General features: G+C 41.6%; 18 protein-coding genes and 1 tRNA gene. 14 read left to right on the forward strand and 5 right to left on the reverse strand.

Annotation, left to right across the window (positions count from 1 at the left end; all coding sequences use genetic code 11):
• Nucleotides 1–8: 8 nt before the first annotated feature.
• Both BACINT_RS09455 and BACINT_RS09460 read right to left on the reverse strand, forming a co-directional pair.
• Complete coding sequence (locus tag BACINT_RS09455) at nucleotides 9–1,259, reverse strand: efflux RND transporter periplasmic adaptor subunit (RefSeq protein ID WP_007662561.1); 1,251 nt, start codon at nucleotides 1,257–1,259, stop codon at nucleotides 9–11.
• A 49-nt stretch (nucleotides 1,260–1,308) separates the two neighbouring features.
• Complete coding sequence (locus tag BACINT_RS09460) at nucleotides 1,309–2,802, reverse strand: TolC family protein (protein ID WP_007662562.1); 1,494 nt, start codon at nucleotides 2,800–2,802, stop codon at nucleotides 1,309–1,311.
• A 196-nt stretch (nucleotides 2,803–2,998) separates the two neighbouring features.
• Here BACINT_RS09460 and BACINT_RS09465 point away from each other — a divergent pair, with 196 nt between their 5' ends.
• From BACINT_RS09465 to BACINT_RS09485, 5 genes are all read left to right on the forward strand, one after another.
• On the forward strand, nucleotides 2,999–4,369 hold the full coding sequence (locus BACINT_RS09465) for a sigma-54-dependent transcriptional regulator (protein WP_007662563.1): 1,371 nt from the start codon (nucleotides 2,999–3,001) through the stop codon (nucleotides 4,367–4,369).
• A gap of 32 nt (nucleotides 4,370–4,401) precedes the next feature.
• Entirely contained in the window at nucleotides 4,402–5,706 is a 1,305-nt protein-coding gene (locus BACINT_RS09470) for a sensor histidine kinase (RefSeq protein ID WP_021967272.1), read from the forward strand.
• A 176-nt stretch (nucleotides 5,707–5,882) separates the two neighbouring features.
• Entirely contained in the window at nucleotides 5,883–7,031 is a 1,149-nt protein-coding gene (locus BACINT_RS09475; RefSeq protein ID WP_007662566.1) for a COG1470 family protein, read from the forward strand.
• A 2-nt stretch (nucleotides 7,032–7,033) separates the two neighbouring features.
• Complete coding sequence (locus BACINT_RS09480) at nucleotides 7,034–7,783, forward strand: ABC transporter ATP-binding protein (protein ID WP_007662572.1); 750 nt, start codon at nucleotides 7,034–7,036, stop codon at nucleotides 7,781–7,783.
• Nucleotides 7,770–8,726: an ABC transporter permease gene (locus BACINT_RS09485; RefSeq protein WP_007662574.1), complete on the forward strand. Its 957-nt coding sequence runs from the start codon at nucleotides 7,770–7,772 to the stop codon at nucleotides 8,724–8,726. Before BACINT_RS09480 ends, BACINT_RS09485 begins: the two co-directional genes overlap by 14 nt.
• 82 nt (nucleotides 8,727–8,808) lie before the next feature.
• Here the strand turns inward: BACINT_RS09485 and BACINT_RS09490 are convergent, their stop codons facing one another.
• Nucleotides 8,809–9,165: a lipocalin-like domain-containing protein gene (locus BACINT_RS09490; RefSeq protein WP_007662576.1), complete on the reverse strand. Its 357-nt coding sequence runs from the start codon at nucleotides 9,163–9,165 to the stop codon at nucleotides 8,809–8,811.
• 371 nt (nucleotides 9,166–9,536) lie between these two features.
• On the opposite strand from BACINT_RS09490, the gene BACINT_RS09495 reads away from it, so the two are divergent.
• The 3 genes from BACINT_RS09495 to BACINT_RS09505 all read left to right on the forward strand — a co-directional run bounded on the left by BACINT_RS09495 (nucleotide 9,537) and on the right by BACINT_RS09505 (nucleotide 10,542).
• Nucleotides 9,537–9,611, forward strand: a tRNA-Pro gene (locus BACINT_RS09495).
• 173 nt (nucleotides 9,612–9,784) lie between these two features.
• Nucleotides 9,785–10,231: an HI0074 family nucleotidyltransferase substrate-binding subunit gene (locus BACINT_RS09500; protein WP_007662581.1), complete on the forward strand. Its 447-nt coding sequence runs from the start codon at nucleotides 9,785–9,787 to the stop codon at nucleotides 10,229–10,231.
• A gap of 2 nt (nucleotides 10,232–10,233) precedes the next feature.
• Nucleotides 10,234–10,542: a nucleotidyltransferase domain-containing protein gene (locus tag BACINT_RS09505; RefSeq protein ID WP_007662583.1), complete on the forward strand. Its 309-nt coding sequence runs from the start codon at nucleotides 10,234–10,236 to the stop codon at nucleotides 10,540–10,542.
• 5 nt (nucleotides 10,543–10,547) lie between these two features.
• Here BACINT_RS09505 and BACINT_RS09510 read toward each other — a convergent pair whose 3' ends face one another.
• Nucleotides 10,548–11,255, reverse strand: coding sequence for a tRNA1(Val) (adenine(37)-N6)-methyltransferase (locus tag BACINT_RS09510; protein WP_007662584.1), 708 nt, complete (start codon nucleotides 11,253–11,255; stop codon nucleotides 10,548–10,550).
• Nucleotides 11,256–11,428: 173 nt separating this feature from the next.
• Here BACINT_RS09510 and lon point away from each other — a divergent pair, with 173 nt between their 5' ends.
• Genes lon through BACINT_RS09525 form a run of 3 tightly spaced genes read left to right on the forward strand, consistent with a single transcriptional unit; the run spans nucleotide 11,429 to nucleotide 16,172 of the window.
• The gene (gene lon, locus BACINT_RS09515; RefSeq protein WP_007662585.1) at nucleotides 11,429–13,912 is read left to right on the forward strand and encodes an endopeptidase La; all 2,484 of its coding nucleotides are present in this window, start codon (nucleotides 11,429–11,431) and stop codon (nucleotides 13,910–13,912) included.
• Nucleotides 13,909–15,039 carry a tRNA guanosine(34) transglycosylase Tgt gene (gene tgt, locus BACINT_RS09520; protein ID WP_007662586.1) on the forward strand — a complete coding sequence of 377 codons (1,131 nt, stop codon included), beginning with the start codon at nucleotides 13,909–13,911 and terminating at the stop codon, nucleotides 15,037–15,039. The genes lon and tgt overlap by 4 nt, the downstream gene beginning before the upstream one ends.
• Nucleotides 15,036–16,172, forward strand: a complete 1,137-nt coding sequence (locus tag BACINT_RS09525; protein WP_007662587.1) for an LptF/LptG family permease — start codon at nucleotides 15,036–15,038, stop codon at nucleotides 16,170–16,172. Before tgt ends, BACINT_RS09525 begins: the two co-directional genes overlap by 4 nt.
• A 211-nt stretch (nucleotides 16,173–16,383) precedes the next feature.
• On the opposite strand, the gene BACINT_RS09530 is transcribed toward BACINT_RS09525, so the two are convergent.
• Entirely contained in the window at nucleotides 16,384–16,890 is a 507-nt protein-coding gene (locus tag BACINT_RS09530) for a thioredoxin-like domain-containing protein (protein WP_007662588.1), read from the reverse strand.
• A gap of 382 nt (nucleotides 16,891–17,272) precedes the next feature.
• On the opposite strand from BACINT_RS09530, the gene serB reads away from it, so the two are divergent.
• From serB to BACINT_RS09545, 3 genes are all read left to right on the forward strand, one after another.
• Nucleotides 17,273–18,502 carry a phosphoserine phosphatase SerB gene (gene serB / locus BACINT_RS09535; protein WP_007662590.1) on the forward strand — a complete coding sequence of 410 codons (1,230 nt, stop codon included), beginning with the start codon at nucleotides 17,273–17,275 and terminating at the stop codon, nucleotides 18,500–18,502.
• A gap of 75 nt (nucleotides 18,503–18,577) precedes the next feature.
• Nucleotides 18,578–21,310 carry a SusC/RagA family TonB-linked outer membrane protein gene (locus BACINT_RS09540; protein WP_007662592.1) on the forward strand — a complete coding sequence of 911 codons (2,733 nt, stop codon included), beginning with the start codon at nucleotides 18,578–18,580 and terminating at the stop codon, nucleotides 21,308–21,310.
• 11 nt (nucleotides 21,311–21,321) lie between these two features.
• Complete coding sequence (locus BACINT_RS09545) at nucleotides 21,322–22,959, forward strand: RagB/SusD family nutrient uptake outer membrane protein (protein WP_007662594.1); 1,638 nt, start codon at nucleotides 21,322–21,324, stop codon at nucleotides 22,957–22,959.
• The last annotated feature ends 2 nt before the right edge of the window (nucleotides 22,960–22,961 follow it).

A 22,961-nucleotide genomic window follows, 5' to 3' on the forward strand; every position in this document is an offset into this window, starting at 1 on the left:
TTTGTTCTTTACTTTAATATTAGCTCTTCCGCTTCGCCAAAGTTATCATATCCTGTTGTAATAACCCAATCTCCGGGTTGCAAACCGTCTGTAATCTCGTATTGCTGCGGGTTCTGGCGCCCGATGCTGAGAGGAACACGTGTAGCTTTGGTTTTGGATGCATTCAGTTTGTATATCCATTGTCCACCGGTGGATTGATAGAAGTTGCCACGAGGGATAACAATAGCCTGTTCCGGTTGCCCCAATTCTATTTGTACGCGGAAACTTTTACCTACACGTACGTTGTCAGGCATTTCTCCGGTAAATACCAAGTCCACATCGAAAGTGCGGTCTTTTACTTCGGGCACTACTTTGGTGATGCGGAGTGGATATTTGCGTCCTTGATAGTTAATAGTAGCGGGAAGCCCTGTTGTGATGCGGTCTATGTAGTATTCGCTAAGAGAAGTGTGAATTTTATATTGATCTAATACCTTGATTTCTGCAATGCCTTGGTTGGATGCTACTTGTTGTCCAGGGGTGACTTTTACAAAGCTGAGCTGCCCGGCGACGGGGGCCTTAATTATTAAATTGTCCAGTCGTTCGCAAGCACGTTCATACTTCTTGCGTTCGCGTTCCCGGTCATTATGGATCAAGTCCTTGCGAATAATGGCAACGACGGAATCCTGACGTAAACTCTCGCGTTGTAACTTTGCCTTCTTAACATTATAATTGTATTCATCTTCGGCAACTTCCAACTGAGCTTTGCTTTTAATTCCCATTTTAAACTCTTCCTTATCGAGATTGAAACTTTTTTGAAGACGAGCTAACTCATAGTTGGTCTGTAAAGTTTGTTGTTGAAGGGTCAGGCTCTTTTGCTCCATTTCAATCTCTTTCTCACGGAAAGAAATCAGTTGCTTTTCCAGATCATCGCGTTGCTCTTCGATACTATGTATCAGATCGGGATTTTCGAGTACAAGGATCGTATCTCCTTTCTGTAACAGGCTTCCCTCCTCGCCTATAATGCGATCTACGCTTCCTGATTCACGGGCATTAACGATAATGGTAAGAATGGGCTGGATAAGTCCTTCCACGTCTACATATTCCATGAACTTATCATTCTTAACTTCAGCAATCTGTACATTCTCCTGGTCGATGCGCAGTTTGCTGGGGCCGGCAGAAAGAATGATAACGTAAATGATGAAAGCAAGGAATATAATTCCTCCTGCCAAATAATAACGGTAGCGAATGTACCAGGGCTTCTTTTCAAGTTTAATATCCATAGTGCTTTTATTGTTTTACAATTTATGATCAGACGTATGATATGACTTTTTATTTCTTTATCATTGCATCCATTACTTCTTCTATTTTCTCAGTTTCCGTTAGCGGGGCATCTTTTTCAAAATCATAAAGTGTCAGGCTGCGGAGAGTATAGTACAGGCTCCAGTAATTATATAATGCAGTTATATAATTACGTCGTGCAGCATCCTTTTCGCTGATAGAAGCGTTGAGGTCAAGTACGGTTGATTTACCTAAAATATAGAGCCGTCGGGCTACATCCGCGCGTCGTTGCGCTGTTTCATCCGTGCGGGCAGCAATGTGTACGCGCTGGGATTGCAGATTGAATTGTTTTACCAGTTTGCGGACATTCAATTCAAAGTCTGTTTTATCTTGTTCTACCTGAGTGTAAGTTAAGTCACGGTTAGATCGGGCTACCCGAATCTGCCCTTTCCCACGTCCCCAGTCTAATATAGGCAGACTAATACCAAGGGTAACATATTGTTGATCCAAAGGGTTATGATAGGCATCTTTAAGTTTATCTCCAGTCTGTGTCAATCCGAAACGGAGGTAAAGATCGGCTTTCAGTCCGGCATTAGCGCGGGCATTAGCCACTTTGCTTTCACTTTCCAGTTTGCGACGTTGCATGTTCAGTATATCCGGACTATTTTGGCGTGCTGTGATTAAAGCGGCATTCAAGTCTATCTGAAGATTGGGTACATGGTCGCTGACATCGACTTTAATCAATACATCCTCTTGGATACCAAGGTATGAGCGAAGCTCCTGCATACAGTTTTCCACTTCAATATGGGCATTCATACGATTGGTCTCTTCTGTCAGTTTATTCAGTTCCAGTTGCAACATCTCATTTTCGGTAATAGTACCTATATTATAGCGTCCTTGTGCATAGGTATATAAGGTATCTGCATTGGCATAGTTGGTAGAAGCTATTTCATAGTTACTTTGTGCTGTGGCAAGGGCAAAGAATTTTTGTGTAGCATTAGCGGCTACAAGCTCCAGAGTTTCTACATAAGTCTTTTTGGCTTCCCGGTAACGTAATGGTTCGATACGACGGTTCCATTTCAGACTGTTGTATCCGAAAAGCGACTGACTGTAGCCGATATTTATAGGTGATGTCTGCCAGGAAGTAGAGTGATCGCTAAACAAGTCAAGACGTTGGGCAGAGGTCTCCACGAACAATGTACCGCCTGTCCATGGAATATTCTGCGTCAAACTTAGAGTCAGGTCGGTACTCAATAGGTTTTGTTCTACAAACTTTACACTACCGTCGCCCATGGTGACTTTGTTAATGGCACGGTTGAGATAAGGATCGGAAGTCAGTTTCAGAGCAGGCAGATAGTTAGCCTTATAATATTTGTAGTTCCAATAAGCCGAGCGGAAGCTATGTTGGGCAGTTTGTGCATCAGGCGATTGTCGGCGAGCACGCTCTATGGTTTGCCCTAAGGTCAATTCCATGGTATGTTCTTGGGCAGTAGCAGTTACCAGACTACCGCAGGCTATCAATGATAAAAGTATATTTTTGTACATAGTATATTCCTTTTAATAATAGATATTCAAATCTTGTGCCAAAAATATAATTAATTGTTATATAGTATATTACTTCAGAGAAAGGGAATCTTACTCTGTGCCATACCGCACAAAAATAGTGCGTATACGCACACACAACACATTGATATATTACCTATCTTTGCTGACAACTGATGATAGAAAAACAATAGCTTTTATGGAACAATTAGGAAAGATACTGATAGTAGACGATAATGAGGATGTGCTTTTTGCCCTTAACCTTTTACTGGAACCTTATGCAGAAAAGATAAAAGTAGCAGTAACCCCTGATCGTATTGAACACTTCATGACGACTTTCCAGCCCGATATAATATTACTGGATATGAATTTCAGTCGCGATGCTATAAGCGGGCAGGAAGGTTTTGAGAGCCTGGAACAAATCTTGCGTATCGATTCTCAGGCAGTTGTTATTTTCATGACAGCATATGCAGATACGGATAAAGCAGTACGGGCAATTAAAGCGGGCGCCACCGATTTTATCCCCAAACCATGGGAGAAAGAAAAACTGCTTGCTACCCTCTCGTCCGGTATCAAGTTGCGTCGTTCCCGATGTGAAGTGAATCTGCTGAAGGAACAGGTGGAAGTTCTTAGTGGTGTGGGCAGTAGCGTAGAAGAATCTATAATTGGTGAATCAGCTGCGATGCAAGAGGTGTTTACGACAATAGAGAAATTACGCGATGCAGATGCTAATATTCTTATTCTTGGTGAGAATGGAACGGGTAAAGATGTAATAGCACGTTTGTTATATCGCTGTTCGCCACGCTATGGCCGCCCCTTTGTAACGATTGACCTTGGAAGTATTCCTGAACAATTATTTGAAAGTGAATTATTCGGTTACGAAAAGGGAGCATTTACTGATGCCCGAAAACCGAAAGCCGGACGTATGGAAGTGGCAACGGGAGGCACGCTGTTTCTGGATGAAATCGGTAATCTTTCATTGCCTATGCAGGCCAAGCTACTGACGGCCATTGAAAAACGACAGATCAGCCGTTTAGGCAGTACGCAGTCTGTACCTATCGACGTGCGTTTAATTTGTGCCACGAATGCAGATATCCGCCATCTGGTGGAAGAAGGGAATTTCCGGCAAGACTTACTCTATCGTATCAATACGATTGAACTGCACATCCCTCCATTGCGGGAGCGAGGGAATGATATTATCCTCTTGGCAGACCATTTTCTGCAGCGCTATGCCCGTAAATATCAGAAGGAAATGCGGGGCTTGACGCGTGAAGCAAAAGCGAAATTACTGCGTTATCCCTGGCCGGGAAATGTGCGTGAGTTACAACATACGATGGAGCGTGCCGTAATTCTGGGTGACGGTTCGTTGCTTCGTCCCGACAATTTCCTGTTTCAGGCTTCTTCACCCCGTCCTAAGAAGGAGGAAGAAGTACTCAATCTGGAGCAATTGGAACGGCAGGCTGTAGAAAAGGCTATGCGATTGAGCGAAGGGAATATGACGCGGGCCGCGGAGTATCTGGGAATCACGCGCTTTGCATTGTATCGGAAGATTGAGAAGTTGGGATTATAGTTTAATTAAATTCTTCATTCAAACCATTTATTATGAAGCGGTATTCCTTAATTGTTATCTTGCACATCTGTCTTCTGGCAGTACTTTCTGTAGGCGTCTATGTGTTATTTTGTGCAGACTTGTGGTTTAGTATGCTTATCACATTCTTGTTTCTTTTGGGGACGGGTATACACCTTTATTATATACAGATGAAACAATTGCAGATGATACGTCGCCTGACAGGCAGTTTGCGTTATAATGATATGACACAGGCTTTCCATCCACCTTATAAAAATAAGCTGATGACAGAGATGGCTGTAGAATTATCAGAAACCCTACAGGCTTTTCGTGCCCGTTTACTAGAGGAAGAAGTGAAACACCAGTATTACGAAAGTCTGTTGAATAAAGTGGATACCGCTGTATTAGTGACTGACATGTCCGGGCGTATCGAGTGGTTGAATCGTGCTGCTACTGCTCAACTGGGGCAAGATCCACAGTTGCCGTCCGAATTCTTGAATCTTCCCTCAGGTGAAACACAAGTCATGCGTATTCATCGGAATGGGGCTACTTTGGAAATGGCCGTAGCTACTACCCTTTTCGTAGCTCGTGGCATGGAAAGGCGCCTCATTAGTTTGAAGAATATACATTCTGTATTGGAACGAAATGAAATGGAAGCCTGGCAAAAACTAATCCGTGTACTCACCCATGAAATCATGAATTCCATTACGCCTATCATCTCTCTTTCCGAAACATTGAGTGAGCGTGGAGTGCCTGTGGCATTAAAAGACGCAGGAGGCGAAAAAGAATATGCCGTAATGCTGCAAGCCATGCAAACTATTCATCGGCGTAGTAAGGGATTGTTGGGGTTTGTAGAAAACTATCGTCGTCTTACCCGTCTCCCCGCTCCCGTCTGCGCGAGTGTATCAGTTCGGGAGCTGTTTACTGATTTGCAGAAACTCTTTCCAGACGAAACGATTCATTTTGAACTTCCACCTTCAGAGAAAATATTGAATGTGGATCGTGCCCAGATAGAACAGGTGCTTATTAATCTGCTAAAAAATGCCCGTGAAGCATCTGGCCGTCGCGAAGAACCCAGAATTGAGGTAAAAGCTGCTTTTGCACCCAAAGTGACTTCTTCTCTGACTTCCTGGCGTTGTACTATTACTGTTCGGGATAATGGTGAAGGTATCTTACCCGAAGTACAGGATAAAATATTTGTTCCGTTCTTCACGACGAAAACTGCCGGTTCGGGTATTGGACTCAGCCTTTGCAAGCAAATTATGAATCAGCATGGGGGAAATATTTCTGTTTATTCGGAAGCGGGAAAAGGTAGTTGCTTTACTTTACAATTCAGTTAGATGGACATTGCATCTCAAAAGGTTGTTTTGAGTCTATTAAAAAATACAAATATTATATAATCGTAAAAAATCTGTGTCGATATTTTATTGCTTTTAACAGCTACTAATTTTTCCATTATTTATTTTTGCAGCCACACAAATCGATAACTCATATTTAATTAACCATAAAATTCTATATGATTATGCGAACTAATTATTTGCTGCTATTAACCATTTTATTGGGTTTGATCCCCATGAATTACACACACGCCTCTGATTCTGTACCAAGCGTGTTTCTTTATTCTCCTTACACAAAGATTTCCGTTTCTCCGGGAACGAGCATTGACTACAAAATTGATTTAATCAACAATTCGGATGCACCGGTCAATGCCGATCTGTCCGTAACAGGACTACCTGCAAGTTGGAAGCGTGAGTTAAAATCCGGTGGTTGGAATATTAACAAACTGGCAGTTTTGCCTAATGAAAAGAAAGACTTTAACTTGAAATTGGAAGTACCACTGAAGATAAATAAAGGTAGCTATAATTTCACAGTCTTCGCCGGAGATTGCCAACTTCCTCTAACAGTCACTGTAGCCCAACAAGGTACTTATCAGACTGAATTTACTACTGACCAGCCCAATATGCAGGGAAATTCTAAATCCACATTCACCTTCAATGCCGTACTGAAAAACCAGACTGCTGATCAGCAGTTATATGCTTTGATGTCCAATGCACCCAGGGGGTGGAATGTTATTTTCAAACCTAACTATAAACAGGCTACCTCTGCACAAGTGGAAGCAAATGCCAGCCAGAATGTATCGATAGACGTCACCCCACCCGCCAATGTAGAAGCCGGAAATTATAAGATTTCAGTACGTGCGGTTGCTGGCAATACATCTGCCGACCTGGACTTGGAAGTAGTGGTTACAGGTACCTATCAAATGGAACTGACCACTCCACGAGGATTGTTGAGTACTGAGATTACTGCCGGAGATGTGAAGCGCTTGGAACTGGTAGTCAGGAATACAGGCTCTTCTTTACTAAAAGATATCCAACTTTCATCCGGTAAACCTACAGATTGGGAAGTTTCTTTTGAGCCGGCTAAAATAGAGATGCTGAAAGCCGGAGAAACAACTACTGTTACGGCTGTAATGAAGGCTTCGAAAAAAGCCTTGCCCGGCGATTATATTGCAACCATGGAAGCCAGAACTCCCGAAGTGAATGCTACCGCACAATTCAGGATTGCAGTAAAAACACCTATGCTTTGGGGGTGGGTAGGAATATTAGTTATCGTTGTAGCTGTGGGAGGTGTCTACTATCTATTCCGAAAATATGGAAGGAGGTAATTATGGGCGAACAAGTGATTGTACTTACCGATTTGACAAAAAAATACGGTAATTTCACTGCTGTTGACCATATTAGCCTGTCAATCTGCAAAGGAGAGATCTTCGGATTATTAGGTCCGAACGGTGCGGGAAAATCCACAACTATCCTGATGATGCTGGGGCTGACGGAGCCGACTTCCGGCAAAGTGGAAATTTGTGGAATAGACTCCACTACAAACCCTATTGAGGTTAAGAAGAGAATAGGTTATCTTCCCGAAGACTTAGGCTTTTATGATGAAATGACAGGATTGGAAAACCTTGTCTATACAGCACTTCTGAATGGTCTTTCAAAGAGGGAGGCTGAGGAGAAAGCAAAGGAACTCATGCAGCGGGTAGGGCTTTCCGAACAGGCAAACAAGAAGACTGGAAAGTATTCCCGTGGTATGAGGCAACGTCTGGGATTGGCAGATGTACTGATTAAGAATCCGGAAATCATAATCCTGGATGAACCGACATCGGGTATCGATCCTGCCGGAATTCAGGAATTTATTGAATTGATTCGTAATTTGAGTAGAGTGCATTCTTTGACTGTATTGTTTTCTTCCCATAACTTGGATCAGGTGCAGAAAGCTTGTGATCGTGTGGGTTTGTTTAATCACGGAAAATTATTGGCACAGCTTGATCTTGAGGAGATGGAGGGTAAACAGGTGGAACTTATTGATGTCTACAATGATTATGTAAAGGAAGGAGGTGAGAAACATGAACAAAGTTGAGCAGCCTTTCTGGGTTATTGTGAATAAGGAAATCCGAGATCATGTACGTAGTTGGCGCTTTATTATCTTACTTGCCATTATTACACTAACCTGTATGGGAGCTTTGTATACATCACTCACCAGTATGCGCGAGGCTATCAAGTCAGGTGGTGTGGAAGATACTTTTTTCTTCCTGAAATTGTTTACTGTATCGGATGGTACGTTACCTTCCTTCGTTTTATTCATTAACTTTTTAGGACCGTTGCTAGGCATTGCTTTGGGATTTGACGCCATGAATTCGGAACAGAACAAGGGAACGTTATGCCGCATATTATCACAACCGATACATCGTGATTGCATAATCAATGCCAAATTTGTTGCTGCATTGATCGTGATTACAATTATGCTGTTTGTATTAGGGTTCCTGGTGATGGGTGCCGGATTGATTGCTATTGGTATTCCACCCACGCCGGAAGAATTTGCCCGTATCATTTCCTTTTTGGTCCTCAGTGTTTTCTATGTAGGGCTTTGGTTGAATATGGCGATACTGTTTTCACTTTGTTTCCGGCAAACGGCAACTTCAGCCTTGGCTTCTTTGGCAATATGGTTGTTCTTTAGCGTCTTCTATACGATGATTGTCAACTGGATTGCCAAAATGTTGATGCCTTCTGATATGATGTCTCCTTATTATGCCATTGGCTATCAGAAAATAGTTTGGGGTATAACGTCGTTGAATCCGTGTGAGTTATTTAATCAGGCAACTTCTGTATTGTTGATGCCGTCTCTCCGAAGTTTGGGACCATTAATGATGGAGCAGGTCCAAGGGGCTATACCCAGTCCTCTCCCATTGGGACAGAGTTTACTGGTTATATGGCCACAGTTGACAGGATTGATTGCAGTTACAATACTTTGCTTTGCCCTTTCTTATATTATATTTATGCGTAGAGAAATTCGTTCAAGGTAATTGATTGGTTGGGGTAAGAAGAAATCCCTGACGACTTTAAATATATAAAGTATCGTCAGGGATTCATATGTTGTAGTTTGTATTATTTCTGCCTTACATACTCTAAAGTGTATCCGTAGTTAGAACTCAGTACTAAAGAATCCGGTGTTAACTTGTCTATTTTCAGAGTATCCACACCTTCAATTTCTATTCCATTACCAATGCTTTTTACTGTCAGGTAAAGCTGATCGCCTTGCTGTTCCCATTCTTTGTATACCAGTGTGTGCATATTAATGGAAGATGCTTCTCCATTCTCTTCCAGTTTGATGCCTTGTACTTCTCCGGGTTGTCCATTAATGGGCATTACCCACGATCCTACTACTGTAACGGGGGCTTTAGTGCCACCACATGCAGCAAATACGACTGCCATGACAGCCATACTAAAGATTTGTTTTTTCATGATGTCTTTTTTATTATAGTGTAACGTTGAAATCAGCCAATTGTTTTTCGGGGCATAAAGTTAGTTGAAAAATATCGTTTTGCCAGCTATTATTTTATGTTTTCTGCATTCCTATCTAATATATATGTTGGTGAGGTATGTTGATATCTCTGCTACCTATCCGGATATAGTCAAGTCCGTACCAAGTCCGTATAAAGGTACCTTTATTGGGAGTTGATACGGACTTGGTACGGAGATGACACGGAGGTGACTATACTTTAATGAGCATTCAAGACCTCTTCTGAAACTTTTTTAATAAAAAAACTTCAGTTTTCTTTGCTTATTACAAAATACTTTCTACCTTTGCACTCGCTTTTAAGAAATAAGGCATTCGGGGTGTAGCGCAGTCCGGTTAGCGCACCTGCTTTGGGAGCAGGGGGTCGTGGGTTCGAATCCCGCTACCCCGACAGTAAGGTGAAAGAAGGTGTTATAAATGACACCTTCTTTTTTTTTAAACAACTGGGCACTTTTTCTATTAATCTTATCATTTTATTATAAAAAGTGAAGTAATATATTTCTCTAAAGTGTATATTATTTCTATATTTACTGCGAATGGATAAGTGTCTAAAAATGTAATATCATGGAGGAGAATCAAGATGTTCGTTGGTTGCAGCGTTATGATAGCTTTCAAAAAGCTTGTAAAAGAGTACTTGAAATCACTGAATCCGACAAATCCCCGGAGGATTTATCAGAATTGGAGCAAGAGGGACTTATACAGCGATTTGAATATACTTTTGAACTGGCATGGAAGGTATTACAAGATTTTTTAAAATACAAAGGGTATGAGTTTATGCAAGGTCCTAACGGTGCCCTTCAAAAAGCCTTTGAAGATGGTTTGATTTCCAATCATGATGCTTGGCGGAGAATGGCTAAAGCAAGAGTAACAACCTCGCATACTTATAATGAGGGTGAAGCTATCGAAATAGTAAAAAATATATTTGAAGAATACGCTGTACTATTAAAGCAATTGAACATTAGGTTAACTCAAGAGAAATCAAATATAGAAAATAATATTTATCCGGAATAACTATGTACGGATTAAGTGATATTGTCATTGCTGATATTTGTAGTGTGCTTGAGAAGCATGCTAATATAGAAAAGGCTGTAATTTTCGGTTCACGAGCTAAAGGTAACTATGGAGAAGGATCGGATATAGATCTTGCTATAGTGGGGAATGATATTTCTTTCAATCAATTGATGGATATAAATATTCAAATAGAAGATTTGGGGTTGCTGTATAAAGTAGATGTTATTGACTATAATAAGAATATCGGTACTCCAATTGGAGACCATATAAATCGAGTAGGTTTACTGTTTTATGAAAAAAAAGAGAAGTAATATAATCACATCTTTAAATAAAACTCTCTTGTCAACGCAATGTATTCCGGTGTAAATTGATTGCGTTCCACCTCAATACATAAAGTTTCCTCCATACATTTTTGTTCCTGATGTCCGAATGCGATAAGTACTCTCCTGCTAGGCTTGCCTGGCTTGGTAAAAACATGAAGGCGTCGTGAAGGGTATAATTTGTATTTCCAAGCTGTATCAATTACTAACTTCTCTGCTTCAGTAGGAATGATGATACATATCCTCCCCTGATCTTCAAGAAAGTGTGCCGAACGCCGGAAAAGTAACTCGTAATTCAGTTCGCGGGTGTGACGTGCCATATTGCGTTGCTTGTCAGGGCAATTTAAAGCATCAACAAAATAAGGAGGGTTAGAAACTATCAGATGATATTTATTATCTGTTTGAAATAAACTGAAATCATTACAGATAACTTTTATCCTATTTGCCCATGGAGAACGTGCTATGTTTTCTTCTGCCTGAGTTGCCGCGGCTTCATCTATTTCTATAGCTGTAACTTGTGAAAGCGGATTACGTTGAGCTAACATTAAAGCTATCAATCCTGTGCCGGTACCAATATCGAGAATTTGTTGAGGGTTTCCAACTTCTGCCCAGGCACCCAAAAGAACTCCATCTGTACCTACTTTCATGGCACATTTATCATGCCATATAGTAAATTGTTTAAACTGAAAATAAGGATTTGGCATCGTTTATAGTTATTATTTGAGGGCAAAAATAGGCAAAGTCGGGAATATTACGACTAATTTGGCACTGTTTTTGTCTTTTTATAGAAAAGGTGCTTTATATTAATGAAGAATAGATTAACTTTGCAGGCGCTTTGTAAGCCCTGTCAGTGTGACATAAACTTAAAAAGAACAAAATGAAGAAAAGACTTTACCTAAAAGATATGGAGACGAGAGAAGAAGGAAACTCTTTCTCAGTAATTGCTGATTTTGAGGGGAATGAGGAACAATTGATGGATATTGAAGTGAATGAGATACTTCCGATATTGCCTTTACGGAATATGGTTTTATTTCCAGGCGTGTTTATGCCGGTATCTGTCGGGAGAAAGACTTCCATGAAATTAGTGCGTGAAGCAGAAAAGAAGAGTGCATATATCGGAGTAGTCTGTCAGAAAGTGGCTGAAACCGAAATGCCAATGTTGGAAGATTTGCATACTATTGGTACGATCGGTAAGATTATCCGTATCCTGGAGATGCCTGATCAGACAACAACGATTATCCTGCAAGGCGTCAAACGTATGGAGTTGGAAGAAATTGTAGATACAACTCCGTATTTGAAAGGACGCGTAAAGGCACTGGAAGAAGATATTCCCGATAAAAATGATAAAGAGTTCCATGCTTTGGTGGAAGCTTGTAAGGATCTGACTATAAGATATATCAAATCATCTGATATGTTCCCGCAGGATTCTGCATTTGCTATCAAGAACATTACTAATCCTATGTTTTTGGTAGATTTTATTTGCACGAATCTTCCATTGAAGAAAGATGAAAAGATTGAGTTGCTACGTATTGACTCATTGCGGGCACGTACTTACCGTCTATTAGAGATACTGAACCGGGAAGTGCAGCTTGCCGAGATTAAGGAGTCCATACAGATGCGTGCACGAGAAGATATTGACCAACAACAACGTGAATACTTCCTGCAACAGCAAATTAAAACCATTCAGGATGAATTGGGTGGCGGTGGCCAGGAACAGGAAATTGAAGAGCTGCGCCGCAAAGCACTCACTACTAAATGGAGTGTAGAAGTGAGAGACATCTTTATGAAAGAGGTGGATAAATTGGAGCGTACACATCCGCAATCTCCTGATTACAGTGTGCAGCTTAATTATCTGCAAACAATGTTGAGTTTGCCATGGGGAATATATACTACGGATAATCTCAACCTGATCAATGCCGAAAAGACTTTAAATAAAGATCATTATGGCTTGGAGAAGGTGAAAGAACGTATTTTGGAGCACTTGGCTGTATTAAAGTTGAAAGGTGACATGAAGTCGCCTATTATCTGCTTGTATGGCCCTCCGGGAGTGGGTAAAACTTCTTTGGGACGTTCTATCGCTGCTGCCTTGAAGCGTAAGTACATTCGTATGTCATTGGGTGGTGTGCATGATGAAGCTGAAATCCGTGGACACCGCAAGACATATATCGGTGCTATGCCGGGACGTATTATCAAGAGTCTGATCAAGGCAGGTTCATCAAATCCGGTGTTTATCTTGGACGAAATTGATAAAGTTAGCTCAGACCGTCAGGGGGATCCCTCTTCTGCCCTGCTTGAAGTACTCGATCCGGAACAGAATACAACATTCCATGACAACTTCCTGGATGTAGATTATGATTTGTCTAAAGTGATGTTCATAGCTACTGCAAATAACCTGAATACTATTCCCGGACCTTTGCTCGACCGTATGGAGTTGATTGAGGTAAGTGGTTATATCACCGAAGAGAAAATAGAGATTGCCCGCCGCCATTTGGTTCCGAAAGAACTGGAAGCTAACGGTATGAAGAAGAATGATATCAAGATACCGAAGAATACGCTGGAGGCAATTATCGAGTCGTATACTCGTGAAAGCGGCGTACGTGAACTGGAGAAGAAAATAGGTAAGATACTTCGTAAATCAGCACGTCAGTATGCTACAGATGGTTATTTTGCCAAACAGGAGATTAAGCCGGGAGATTTATATGAATTCCTCGGAGCACCGGAGTATACCCGTGATAAATATCAGGGTAATGATTACGCTGGTGTAGTCACCGGACTGGCATGGACTGCCGTAGGCGGAGAAATCTTGTTTGTAGAAACCAGTTTAAGTCGTGGAAAAGGCGGACGTCTGACATTGACCGGAAATCTGGGCGACGTCATGAAGGAATCTGCAATGCTGGCTTTGGAATATATCAAGGCACATGCTTCTTTGTTAAATCTGGATGAAGAAATCTTTGATAATTGGAATATTCATGTACATGTACCGGAAGGTGCTATTCCTAAGGATGGACCTTCAGCCGGTATTACGATGGCCACATCTCTTGCTTCTGCCCTCACCCAACGTAAGGTAAAAGCGAATCTTGCTATGACAGGAGAAATAACACTTCGTGGTAAGGTGCTTCCCGTAGGAGGTATTAAGGAAAAGATTCTGGCTGCCAAACGTGCCGGCATCAAGAACATTATCTTGAGTGAAGAGAATCGTAAGAATATTGACGAAATACAGGAAATCTACCTCAAGGGATTGACTTTCCACTACGTGAAAGATGTGAAAGAAGTATTTGCCATTGCGCTGACCAATGAAAAGGTAGCCGATGCCATTGACTTGTCCGTAAAGAAAGAAAAGACAGAAAAGAAAGCAGAATGACATTCGACTTACAATATACAGACAGTAAAAGTAACGCGCGTGCAGGATTGATAACCACCGATCACGGGCAGATAGCAACACCTATCTTTATGCCGGTAGGTACCGTAGGAACGGTGAAAGGTGTGCATGTAACCGAACTGAAAGAAGATATCGAGGCGCAGATCATATTAGGAAATACCTATCATCTGTACCTGCGTCCGGGATTGGATGTATTGGAAAAAGCCGGAGGACTTCATAAGTTCAACGGTTTTGACCGTCCGATGTTGACGGATAGTGGTGGTTTCCAGGTCTTTTCATTGTCGGGTATTCGTAAATTACGGGAAGAAGGTGCAGAATTCCGTTCACATATTGATGGTAGCAAACATATCTTCACTCCCGAAAAGGTAATGGATATCGAACGTACGATTGGTGCAGATATTATGATGGCTTTTGACGAGTGTCCTCCGGGAGATTCGGATTATGCGTATGCCAAAAAGTCATTAGGACTGACACACCGTTGGCTGGACCGTTGTATTCAGCGTTTCAATGAGACGGAACCAAAATATGGATACCAACAGTCGCTTTTCCCCATTGTTCAAGGATGTGTATATCCTGATCTTCGCAAGGAGTCAGCGGAATTCATTGCATCGAAGGGTGCGGATGGTAATGCTATCGGTGGTTTGGCAGTAGGTGAGCCGGTAGACAAGATGTATGAGATGATTGAGTTGGTGAACGAGATTCTGCCGAAAGATAAACCCCGTTATCTGATGGGGGTAGGTACACCGGTAAATATCCTGGAAGGCATAGAGCGTGGCGTAGATATGTTTGACTGCGTGATGCCAACCCGAAACGGACGGAATGGTATGTTGTTTACCAAAGACGGTATCATCAATATGCGCAATAAGAAATGGGAAACAGACTTCTCTCCTATTGAAGCAGACGGAGCTTCTGCTGTAGATACCTTATATAGTAAAGCGTATCTGCGCCATCTGTTCCATGCGCAAGAATTGCTGGCTATGCAAATTGCATCTATCCATAATTTGGCTTTTTATCTGTGGCTGGTGGGTGAAGCCCGCAAGCACATCATTGCCGGTGACTTCTCTACATGGAAACCGATGATGGTAAAACGCGTATCGACAAGGTTATGAGAAAACTGAACTGGAAAATAAAAGGTATAAAGTTGCCGGATAACTGGAAGTGGTTGAAGCGGCTCGACTTCTACATTATCAAGAAGTTCCTCGGAACTTATGTGTTTGCCATTGCATTGATTATCTCTATTGCAGTGGTATTCGACTTTAATGAGAAGATGGACAAGTTCATGTCACACGAAGCGCCATGGAAAGCCATAGTTTTTGATTATTATCTGAACTTTGTTCCTTACTTTGCCAATCTGTTCAGTCCGCTGTTTGTGTTTATTTCGGTTATATTCTTTACTTCAAAACTGGCCGAGAACTCGGAGATTATTGCGATGTTTTCTACCGGAATGAGTTTTAAGCGGATGCTCCGGCCTTATATGGTATCGGCTGCCATTATTGCGGTAGTAACTTTTTGCTTAGGCTCTTATGTAATACCTAAGGGTAGTGTGACACGTATCAATTTTGAGGATAAGTACTATAAGCAACGTAAATCAAATACTGCCCGGAATATTCAGCTGGAAGTGGATTCGGGGGTGATTGCCTATATTGAACGTTTTGAAGATTATAGTAAGACAGGATATCGCTTTTCATTGGATAAATTTAAAGATAAGCAGTTGGTGTCTCATCTTACGGCTCGTTCCATTACTTATGATACAGCATCTGTTCATAAATGGACCATTAAGGATTACATGATACGCGAGATGGACGGCATGAAAGAAAATATAGTTAAGGGTGATCGTATTGACAGTATCCTTTTCATGGAGCCTGCTGATTTCCTTATTATGAAAAATCAACAGGAAATGATGACCAGTCCCGAATTAAGTGAATATATTAGCAGGCAGCGGCAGCGTGGATTTGCCAATATCAAGGAGTTTGAACTTGAATATCATAAGCGCATTGCCATGTCGTTTGCATCGTTTATCCTTACGCTGATCGGAGTTTCTCTTTCTTCGAAAAAGACCAAGGGTGGAATGGGATTGCATTTGGGTATAGGTTTGGCATTAAGTTTCTCATATATCCTTTTCCAAACGATCGCTTCTACTTTTGCTGTAAATGGTAATGTACCTCCGGTAGTTGCCGTATGGATACCGAATATACTCTATGCTTTCATAGCATTCTACTTGTATCAGAAAGCACCGAAATAAGGAATAACCGAATGAATAAAAATAAGAAGCCCCTCCTGCTCCTTGTGTTACCACAAGTGCAGGAGGGGCTTTTTTGTTGTATCCATTTCCTCTTTTGTCTTTGCTTCTTCATAACTTTAGCGATGCATTCTCATCGTATGTGTATTTAGAAGCAACCCCACTTTCGTCTTACATGTTCTTTAAATCTTTCATGGCAATGTGCAGTGAAAGCTTAATTCAAGTAAGCTGAAAGTTCTGCAGCAGAGATGTTTTTGGCTATAATCACACCATTATCATCCAGTAAATAGTTAGTAAATCCCCGGCCTAAACGGTATTTTTTAAAGATGCCGGACGACTCGCCTTTAGTTTCCACGAAACAGGTGGGCGTAACTATTTGGTCCTTACGAATGGTTTCCTCAAAGATAGATTGATATTCATCGAATGATACGGAAACCATTTCCACATTATTGTTTTGAGAAGTTGAACGAAGTGCATTGCTTAAACTTGCGTTTTGCATCCGGGATTGCGCGTCGTAACTTGCCCAGAAACTGAGTAACACATATTTTCCCTTCATCTTTGACAGATTTTGAGTCGGTTGTTGCTCAGTCGACATAGCTTTGATTTTAAAATCAGGGGCTATGTCACCCACATTTAAACCTCCGGTAGGTTTGTCTTTTTCTACGAAAGAAGTCAAGGAACTAATTAGTAATACAACAAAAATCCATTTTACATGCTTCATGTAAGGCGGTTTTGGTTAATACTAGTTGATTTATAAGTGTTTGTCGGACGATGAAATAACGTCTTAACAAACAAATATACGATCAACGTTTACTAAGATTATAGAACCATTTGTTCTAAATCGGGGACAAAGGTACAACATTATTATTGAAAATCAAGTAAACGGTTAACTTTTTCATGTTATATAACATGTTTTGCATTTCAGGATATCTCTCAGCATGATATATATGATGCATTTGATGAATAGATATGGTGTGTTTTTCTCATTAGCATTAGGCTGAAAGAGGGAACCTTTCAGAACTATTACTGTTTAATGAATGGCGCAAAAGAAATTTTGCCTACTTTTGCATCGTGTTATTCATTAATTTAGATAAACAACTTTTATGCAACCATTGAGCACAGAACTTATACTTATCCGGGTCACGGGCGAAGATCGTCCGGGATTGACTGCATCTGTTACAGAAATTTTAGCTAAATACGACGCTACTATTCTTGACATTGGTCAGGCCGACATCCATAATACACTGTCATTAGGTATCTTATGCAAGACAGAGGAACAACATTCAGGATTCATTATGAAAGAGTTGCTTTTCAAAGCGTCTTCTTTGGGAGTGACGATTCGCTTCTATCCTATTTCAGTAAAGGAATATGAAGATTGGGTGAATATGCAGGGAAAGAACCGCTATATCCTTACTCTGCTGGGGCGTAAATTATCTGCCCGCCAGATCTCTGCCGTTACCCGTATTCTTGCTGAACAGGGGATGAATATCGATGCCATCAAACGCCTGACGGGGCGTATTCCATTGGATGAATGTGATTCGCGTACACGTGCCTGCATAGAGTTTTCTGTCCGGGGAACTCCGAAAGACCGTATTGCTATGCAGGAAGAGTTAATGAAGCTGGCGAGCGAACTGGAAATGGATTTCTCTTTCCAGCTTGATAATATGTATCGCCGGATGCGCCGACTGATCTGTTTCGATATGGATTCGACTCTGATTGAAACGGAAGTAATTGACGAATTGGCTATACGCGCTGGTGTGGGCAATGAGGTGAAAGCCATCACTGAGCGTGCTATGCGTGGTGAGATAGATTTTACTGAAAGTTTCCGTGAGCGTGTAGCTTTGTTGAAAGGTCTGGATGAATCTGTCATGCAGGAAATAGCAGAGAATCTGCCCATTACGGAAGGTGTAGACCGCCTGATGTATGTATTGAAAAAGTATGGTTACAAGATAGCCATTCTTTCCGGTGGTTTCACTTATTTCGGGCAATATCTTCAAAAGAAATATGGCATTGATTATGTATATGCCAATGAATTGGAAATAGTGGACGGTAAGTTGACCGGCCGTTATCTGGGAGATGTGGTGGACGGTAAGCGAAAAGCCGAACTGTTGCGCCTCATTGCACAGGTAGAGAAGGTAGACATTGCACAGACCATTGCTGTGGGTGACGGAGCGAATGATCTTCCGATGCTGGGCGTTGCCGGATTGGGCATTGCTTTCCATGCCAAACCGAAAGTGGTTGCCAATGCAAAGCAATCTATTAACACGATTGGTTTGGATGGGGTACTCTATTTCTTAGGCTTCAAAGACTCATATATCGATTTGCCGAAATGAGTTGAACTATTCCGCAAATATATTTGTTTCATATAGTGACATATATATTTGCGGAACCTCTTAAATTTGAATACTATGAAGAGAATAAGGAACCTATTCTGTCTCTCTTTACTTTTAGTTGCAGTCGGCTTACCTGCTGTCGCACAAACAAAACTTCATGTTCCCCTCCCTGATTCGATAACCACTGTTGGATATGCCACCGGACTTCGTAAGAATCTTTCTGGCCTGGTGGAAAGAATTACTGAAAATCAGATGAATAAAGACCAGATTACCAATCCGCTGGATGCCATCCGTGGACGGGTACCTGGATTGACGATTCTGAAAGGTTCGAATGGACCTGCTGCGCTGGACGCTGTCCGTCTGCGTGGCACTACCTCCCTGACTACTGGAAATGACCCGTTAATTATTGTAGACGGAGTTTTTGGTGACCTGAGTATGCTTACATCTATTTATCCGGCGGATATTGAAAGCTTTGTTATCCTGAAGGATGCTTCGGAAACTGCACAATACGGTTCGCGCGGAGCATCGGGTGTGATTGAGATTACTACAAAAAAAGGTGTCAGCGGACGTACAAGCGTTAACTATAATGGAAGTTTCGGCATTGCCTCAAGCTATAAAACAGTGAGGATGCTCAATGGAAATGAATTCCGGACATTGGCTCAGGAGCGTGGCATCTCAATTTTGGATATGGGAAACAATACAGATTTCCAGAAAGAGATCGAGCAAACGGGATTACAGCATAATCATCATATCGCGTTTTCGGGAGGAACGAATACTTCCAATTATCGTGTTTCACTCGCTCTAATGAATCGTGAAGGAGTGATTGTCAATGAAAAGTTGCAGAACTTCACATCGAATATGAATATGACACAGTATGTATTCGATAATTTTCTTAAATGTGATCTTGGTATGTTTGGTTCCGTACAGAAGGAACGTAATCTGGTGAATCTGCACAAAGTATTCTATTCTGCTGCTTCGTATAATCCTACTTTCCCGAATCACAAGAATCCGGAGACCGGTAGCTGGGATGGATATGCTTATGCCAGCCAGTTATCACATCCGTTGGCATGGATGGATGTGAAAGACAAGAATGCTACATCGCATATCAGTACGCATGCCCGGTTGACATTCAATCTGGCCGAAGCATGGAAACTGACTTTTTTCGGTTCCTATACATATAATGTAGTAGAAAATGCGCAGTATCTGCCTGTTGCTGTCTGGGCACAAGGGCAGGCATACAGAGGAGACAAGAAAATGGAATCATTGCTGGGTAACCTGATGCTGTCTTATAAAAAAGAATGGAGGAAACACTTCTTTGACGTTTTAGGACTGGCAGAGATACAGAAAGACAAATATTCCGGATTTTATACAACAGTTACAAATTTCAGTAATGACAAATTAGGTTATGATAATCTTCAGGGAGGTGCCATTCGTCCGTGGGATGGAACTAATTCCTACTACGAAGACCCTCGTTTGGTTTCTTTTATGGGGCGCGTGAATTATACGTATGATGATCGATATATCCTTACGGTGAATGCCCGTGGGGATGCGTCTTCCAAGTTTGGCAGTAATCATAAATGGGGATTTTTCCCGGCTGTATCTGTTGCATGGGTAGTTAGTAAAGAGAAGTTTATGGAAAAACTTTCTTTTATCGATAATCTGAAAATCCGTGCAGGATATGGTTTGGCAGGCAATCAAAACGGCATTGATTCATATACTACGTTGAATTTGATGCGACCTAATGGTATTGCACCGGTAGGTTCTACACCTGTAGTCACAATGGATAAGTTGCGGAATACGAATCCGGATTTGAAGTGGGAAGTGAAGCAGACATTCAATGCCGGTATAGAAGTAGCTTTGCTGGGTAACCGATTGCTGCTGACTGCCAATTATTACAATTCCAAGACGAAGGACATGCTTTATCTTTATAACGTGAGTGTACCACCTTTTACTTATAATACTTTACTGGCAAACATTGGTTCTATGCGTAATTATGGAACAGAGCTATCTATCGGCATTACGCCGCTGAAGACCAAAGACATGGAACTGAATATCAATGCCAATCTGACTTTCCAGCAAAACAAATTACTTTCTCTTGACGGAAACTACCAGGGCGAACATATTTCAGCTACAGAATACAAGAGTCTTGCCGGACTGGATGGTGCTGGATTCCACGGTGGATACAATCATATTGTTTACCAGATTGTGGGTCAGCCTCTGGGTGTATTCTATCTGCCCCATTGCACAGGGCTGGTATCCGATGGAAATGGTGGGTATACCTATCAGATTGCCGATCTGAATAGCGGTGGTGTCAGTCTGGAAGATGGTGAAGACCGTTATGTGGCAGGACAGGCTGTGCCAAAGACGATACTTGGTTCCAATATCAGTTTCCGTTATAAAGATTTTGATATATCGCTACAGATAAACGGTGCATTCGGCCATAAAGTGTACAATGGTACTTCATTAACTTATATGAATATGAACAGTTTCCCCGATTATAACGTCATGAAAAAAGCGCCTGCACAGAACATTAAAGACCAGACAGCTACGGATTACTGGTTGGAAGATGGTGATTACATTAACTTCGATTATGTTACGTTAGGCTGGAATGTTCCGTTAAAGAATACCCGTTACTTGCAGTCGCTCCGCCTGTCCCTGACTGTTAACAACCTGGCGACAATTTCAGGCTACTCGGGCTTAACGCCTATGATAAACAGTTCGTCTGTAAATGCTACTTTGGGAATAGATGATAAACGCAATTATCCTCTATACCGTATATATACTATCGGACTTAGTGTAAACTTCTAAACCTTAAAGCCATGAAAAGTAATTCTATATTTTATTCGTTTTGTATTTTAGTTACCCTTTGCTGGGGAATAACTTCGTGCGACGGTTTTCTGAAAGAAAAGTCTCGTGATGCACTGCCTGAAGAGGAAGGTTATAGTAATATCTCTGAACTCTATCTCAATGCAGTGGCATCCCTTTACAATTACATAGGTGGAAATGCTGATAGCCAGGGATTGCAAGGAACCGGCCGTGGTATCTACGACCTGAATACTTTTACCACTGATGAAGCCATTATGCCTACCCGAGGTGGCGACTGGTATGATGGTGGTTTCTGGCAAGGGTTATTTCTGCATAAATGGGGTGTAAACAATGATGCAATACAGGCCACCTGGGAATATCTTTATAAGGTAATTATGCTTAGTAACAACTCTCTGGAACATATAGAAACCTATGCTCTAACCCACTCTGATGCGGAGCTTCCCGGTTATCGCGCCGAGGTACGTGCTTTTCGTGCAATGTACTATTATTATCTGATGGATCTGTTTGGACGCATACCACTGGTTTTGCACTCTAATGTTGCTTCAAAAGATATTGTGTTGAGCGAGCGTAAGAATGTATTCGACTTTGTAGTCAGGGAATTACAAGAGACCGCTCCACTCCTGCCCGCCCAGTTCAGCAACCGTTCCGGCAATTATTACGGACGTTTGACACGTCCTGTTGCATACTTTTTGTTGGCAAAGTTGGCACTGAATGCCGAAATTTATACAGACAATAACTGGACAGATGGTGTTCGTCCTGATGGAAAGAATATCTTTTTCGAAGTAGATGGCACTACAATAAATGCCTGGCAGACTGCAGAAGCTTATTGCGATAAAATCACAGCATTTGGTTATCGCCTCGAACCGGATTATACAGCTAATTTTGCTGTATACAATGAAAGTTCCGTTGAGAATATCTTTACCGTACCTATGAGCAAAACGCTGTACACCAATCAGATGCAATATCTTTTCCGTTCACGCCATTATAATCATGCCAAAGCATTAGGGTTATCCGGTGAAAACGGATCGAGTGCTACCATTGAAGCCCTGCAGACCTTTGGATATGATACCGATCTACAAGACCCTCGTTTTGATTTCTGCTATTATGCAGGTACAGTCTACGATTTGAAAGGTAACGTTGTAAAATTGGATGATGGAACTGTTTTGGTTTACGAGCCGTGGAAAGTAAAGTTAGATATATCCGATGAACCTTACGAAAAGACTGCCGGCGCCCGAATGAAGAAATATGAGATTGATGATAAAGCAATGAAAGATGGTAAACTGATGGAAAATGATATTGTCTTATTCCGTTATGCAGATGTGTTATTGATGAAGAGTGAGGCTAAGGTTCGTGACGGGCGTGATGGAGATGAAGAACTGAACCAAGTGCGTGCTCGTGTAGGAGTACCGGAACGTGTTGCTACTTTAGAGAATCTTCTTGCTGAACGTCAGTTGGAACTTGCATGGGAAGGTTGGAGACGCCAGGATCTAATTCGTTTCGGACAATTTACCCGTACTTACAGCAGTCGTCCGCAGCTGCCTGACGAGGAAAACGGATATACTACCGTCTTCCCTATTCCAGAGAAAATCAGACAGATGAATCCGGGATGGGAGCAGCATCCGGGCTATTAAAG

This window comes from Bacteroides intestinalis DSM 17393 (assembly GCF_000172175.1).
Taxonomy (GTDB): Bacteria; Bacteroidota; Bacteroidia; order Bacteroidales; family Bacteroidaceae; genus Bacteroides; species Bacteroides intestinalis.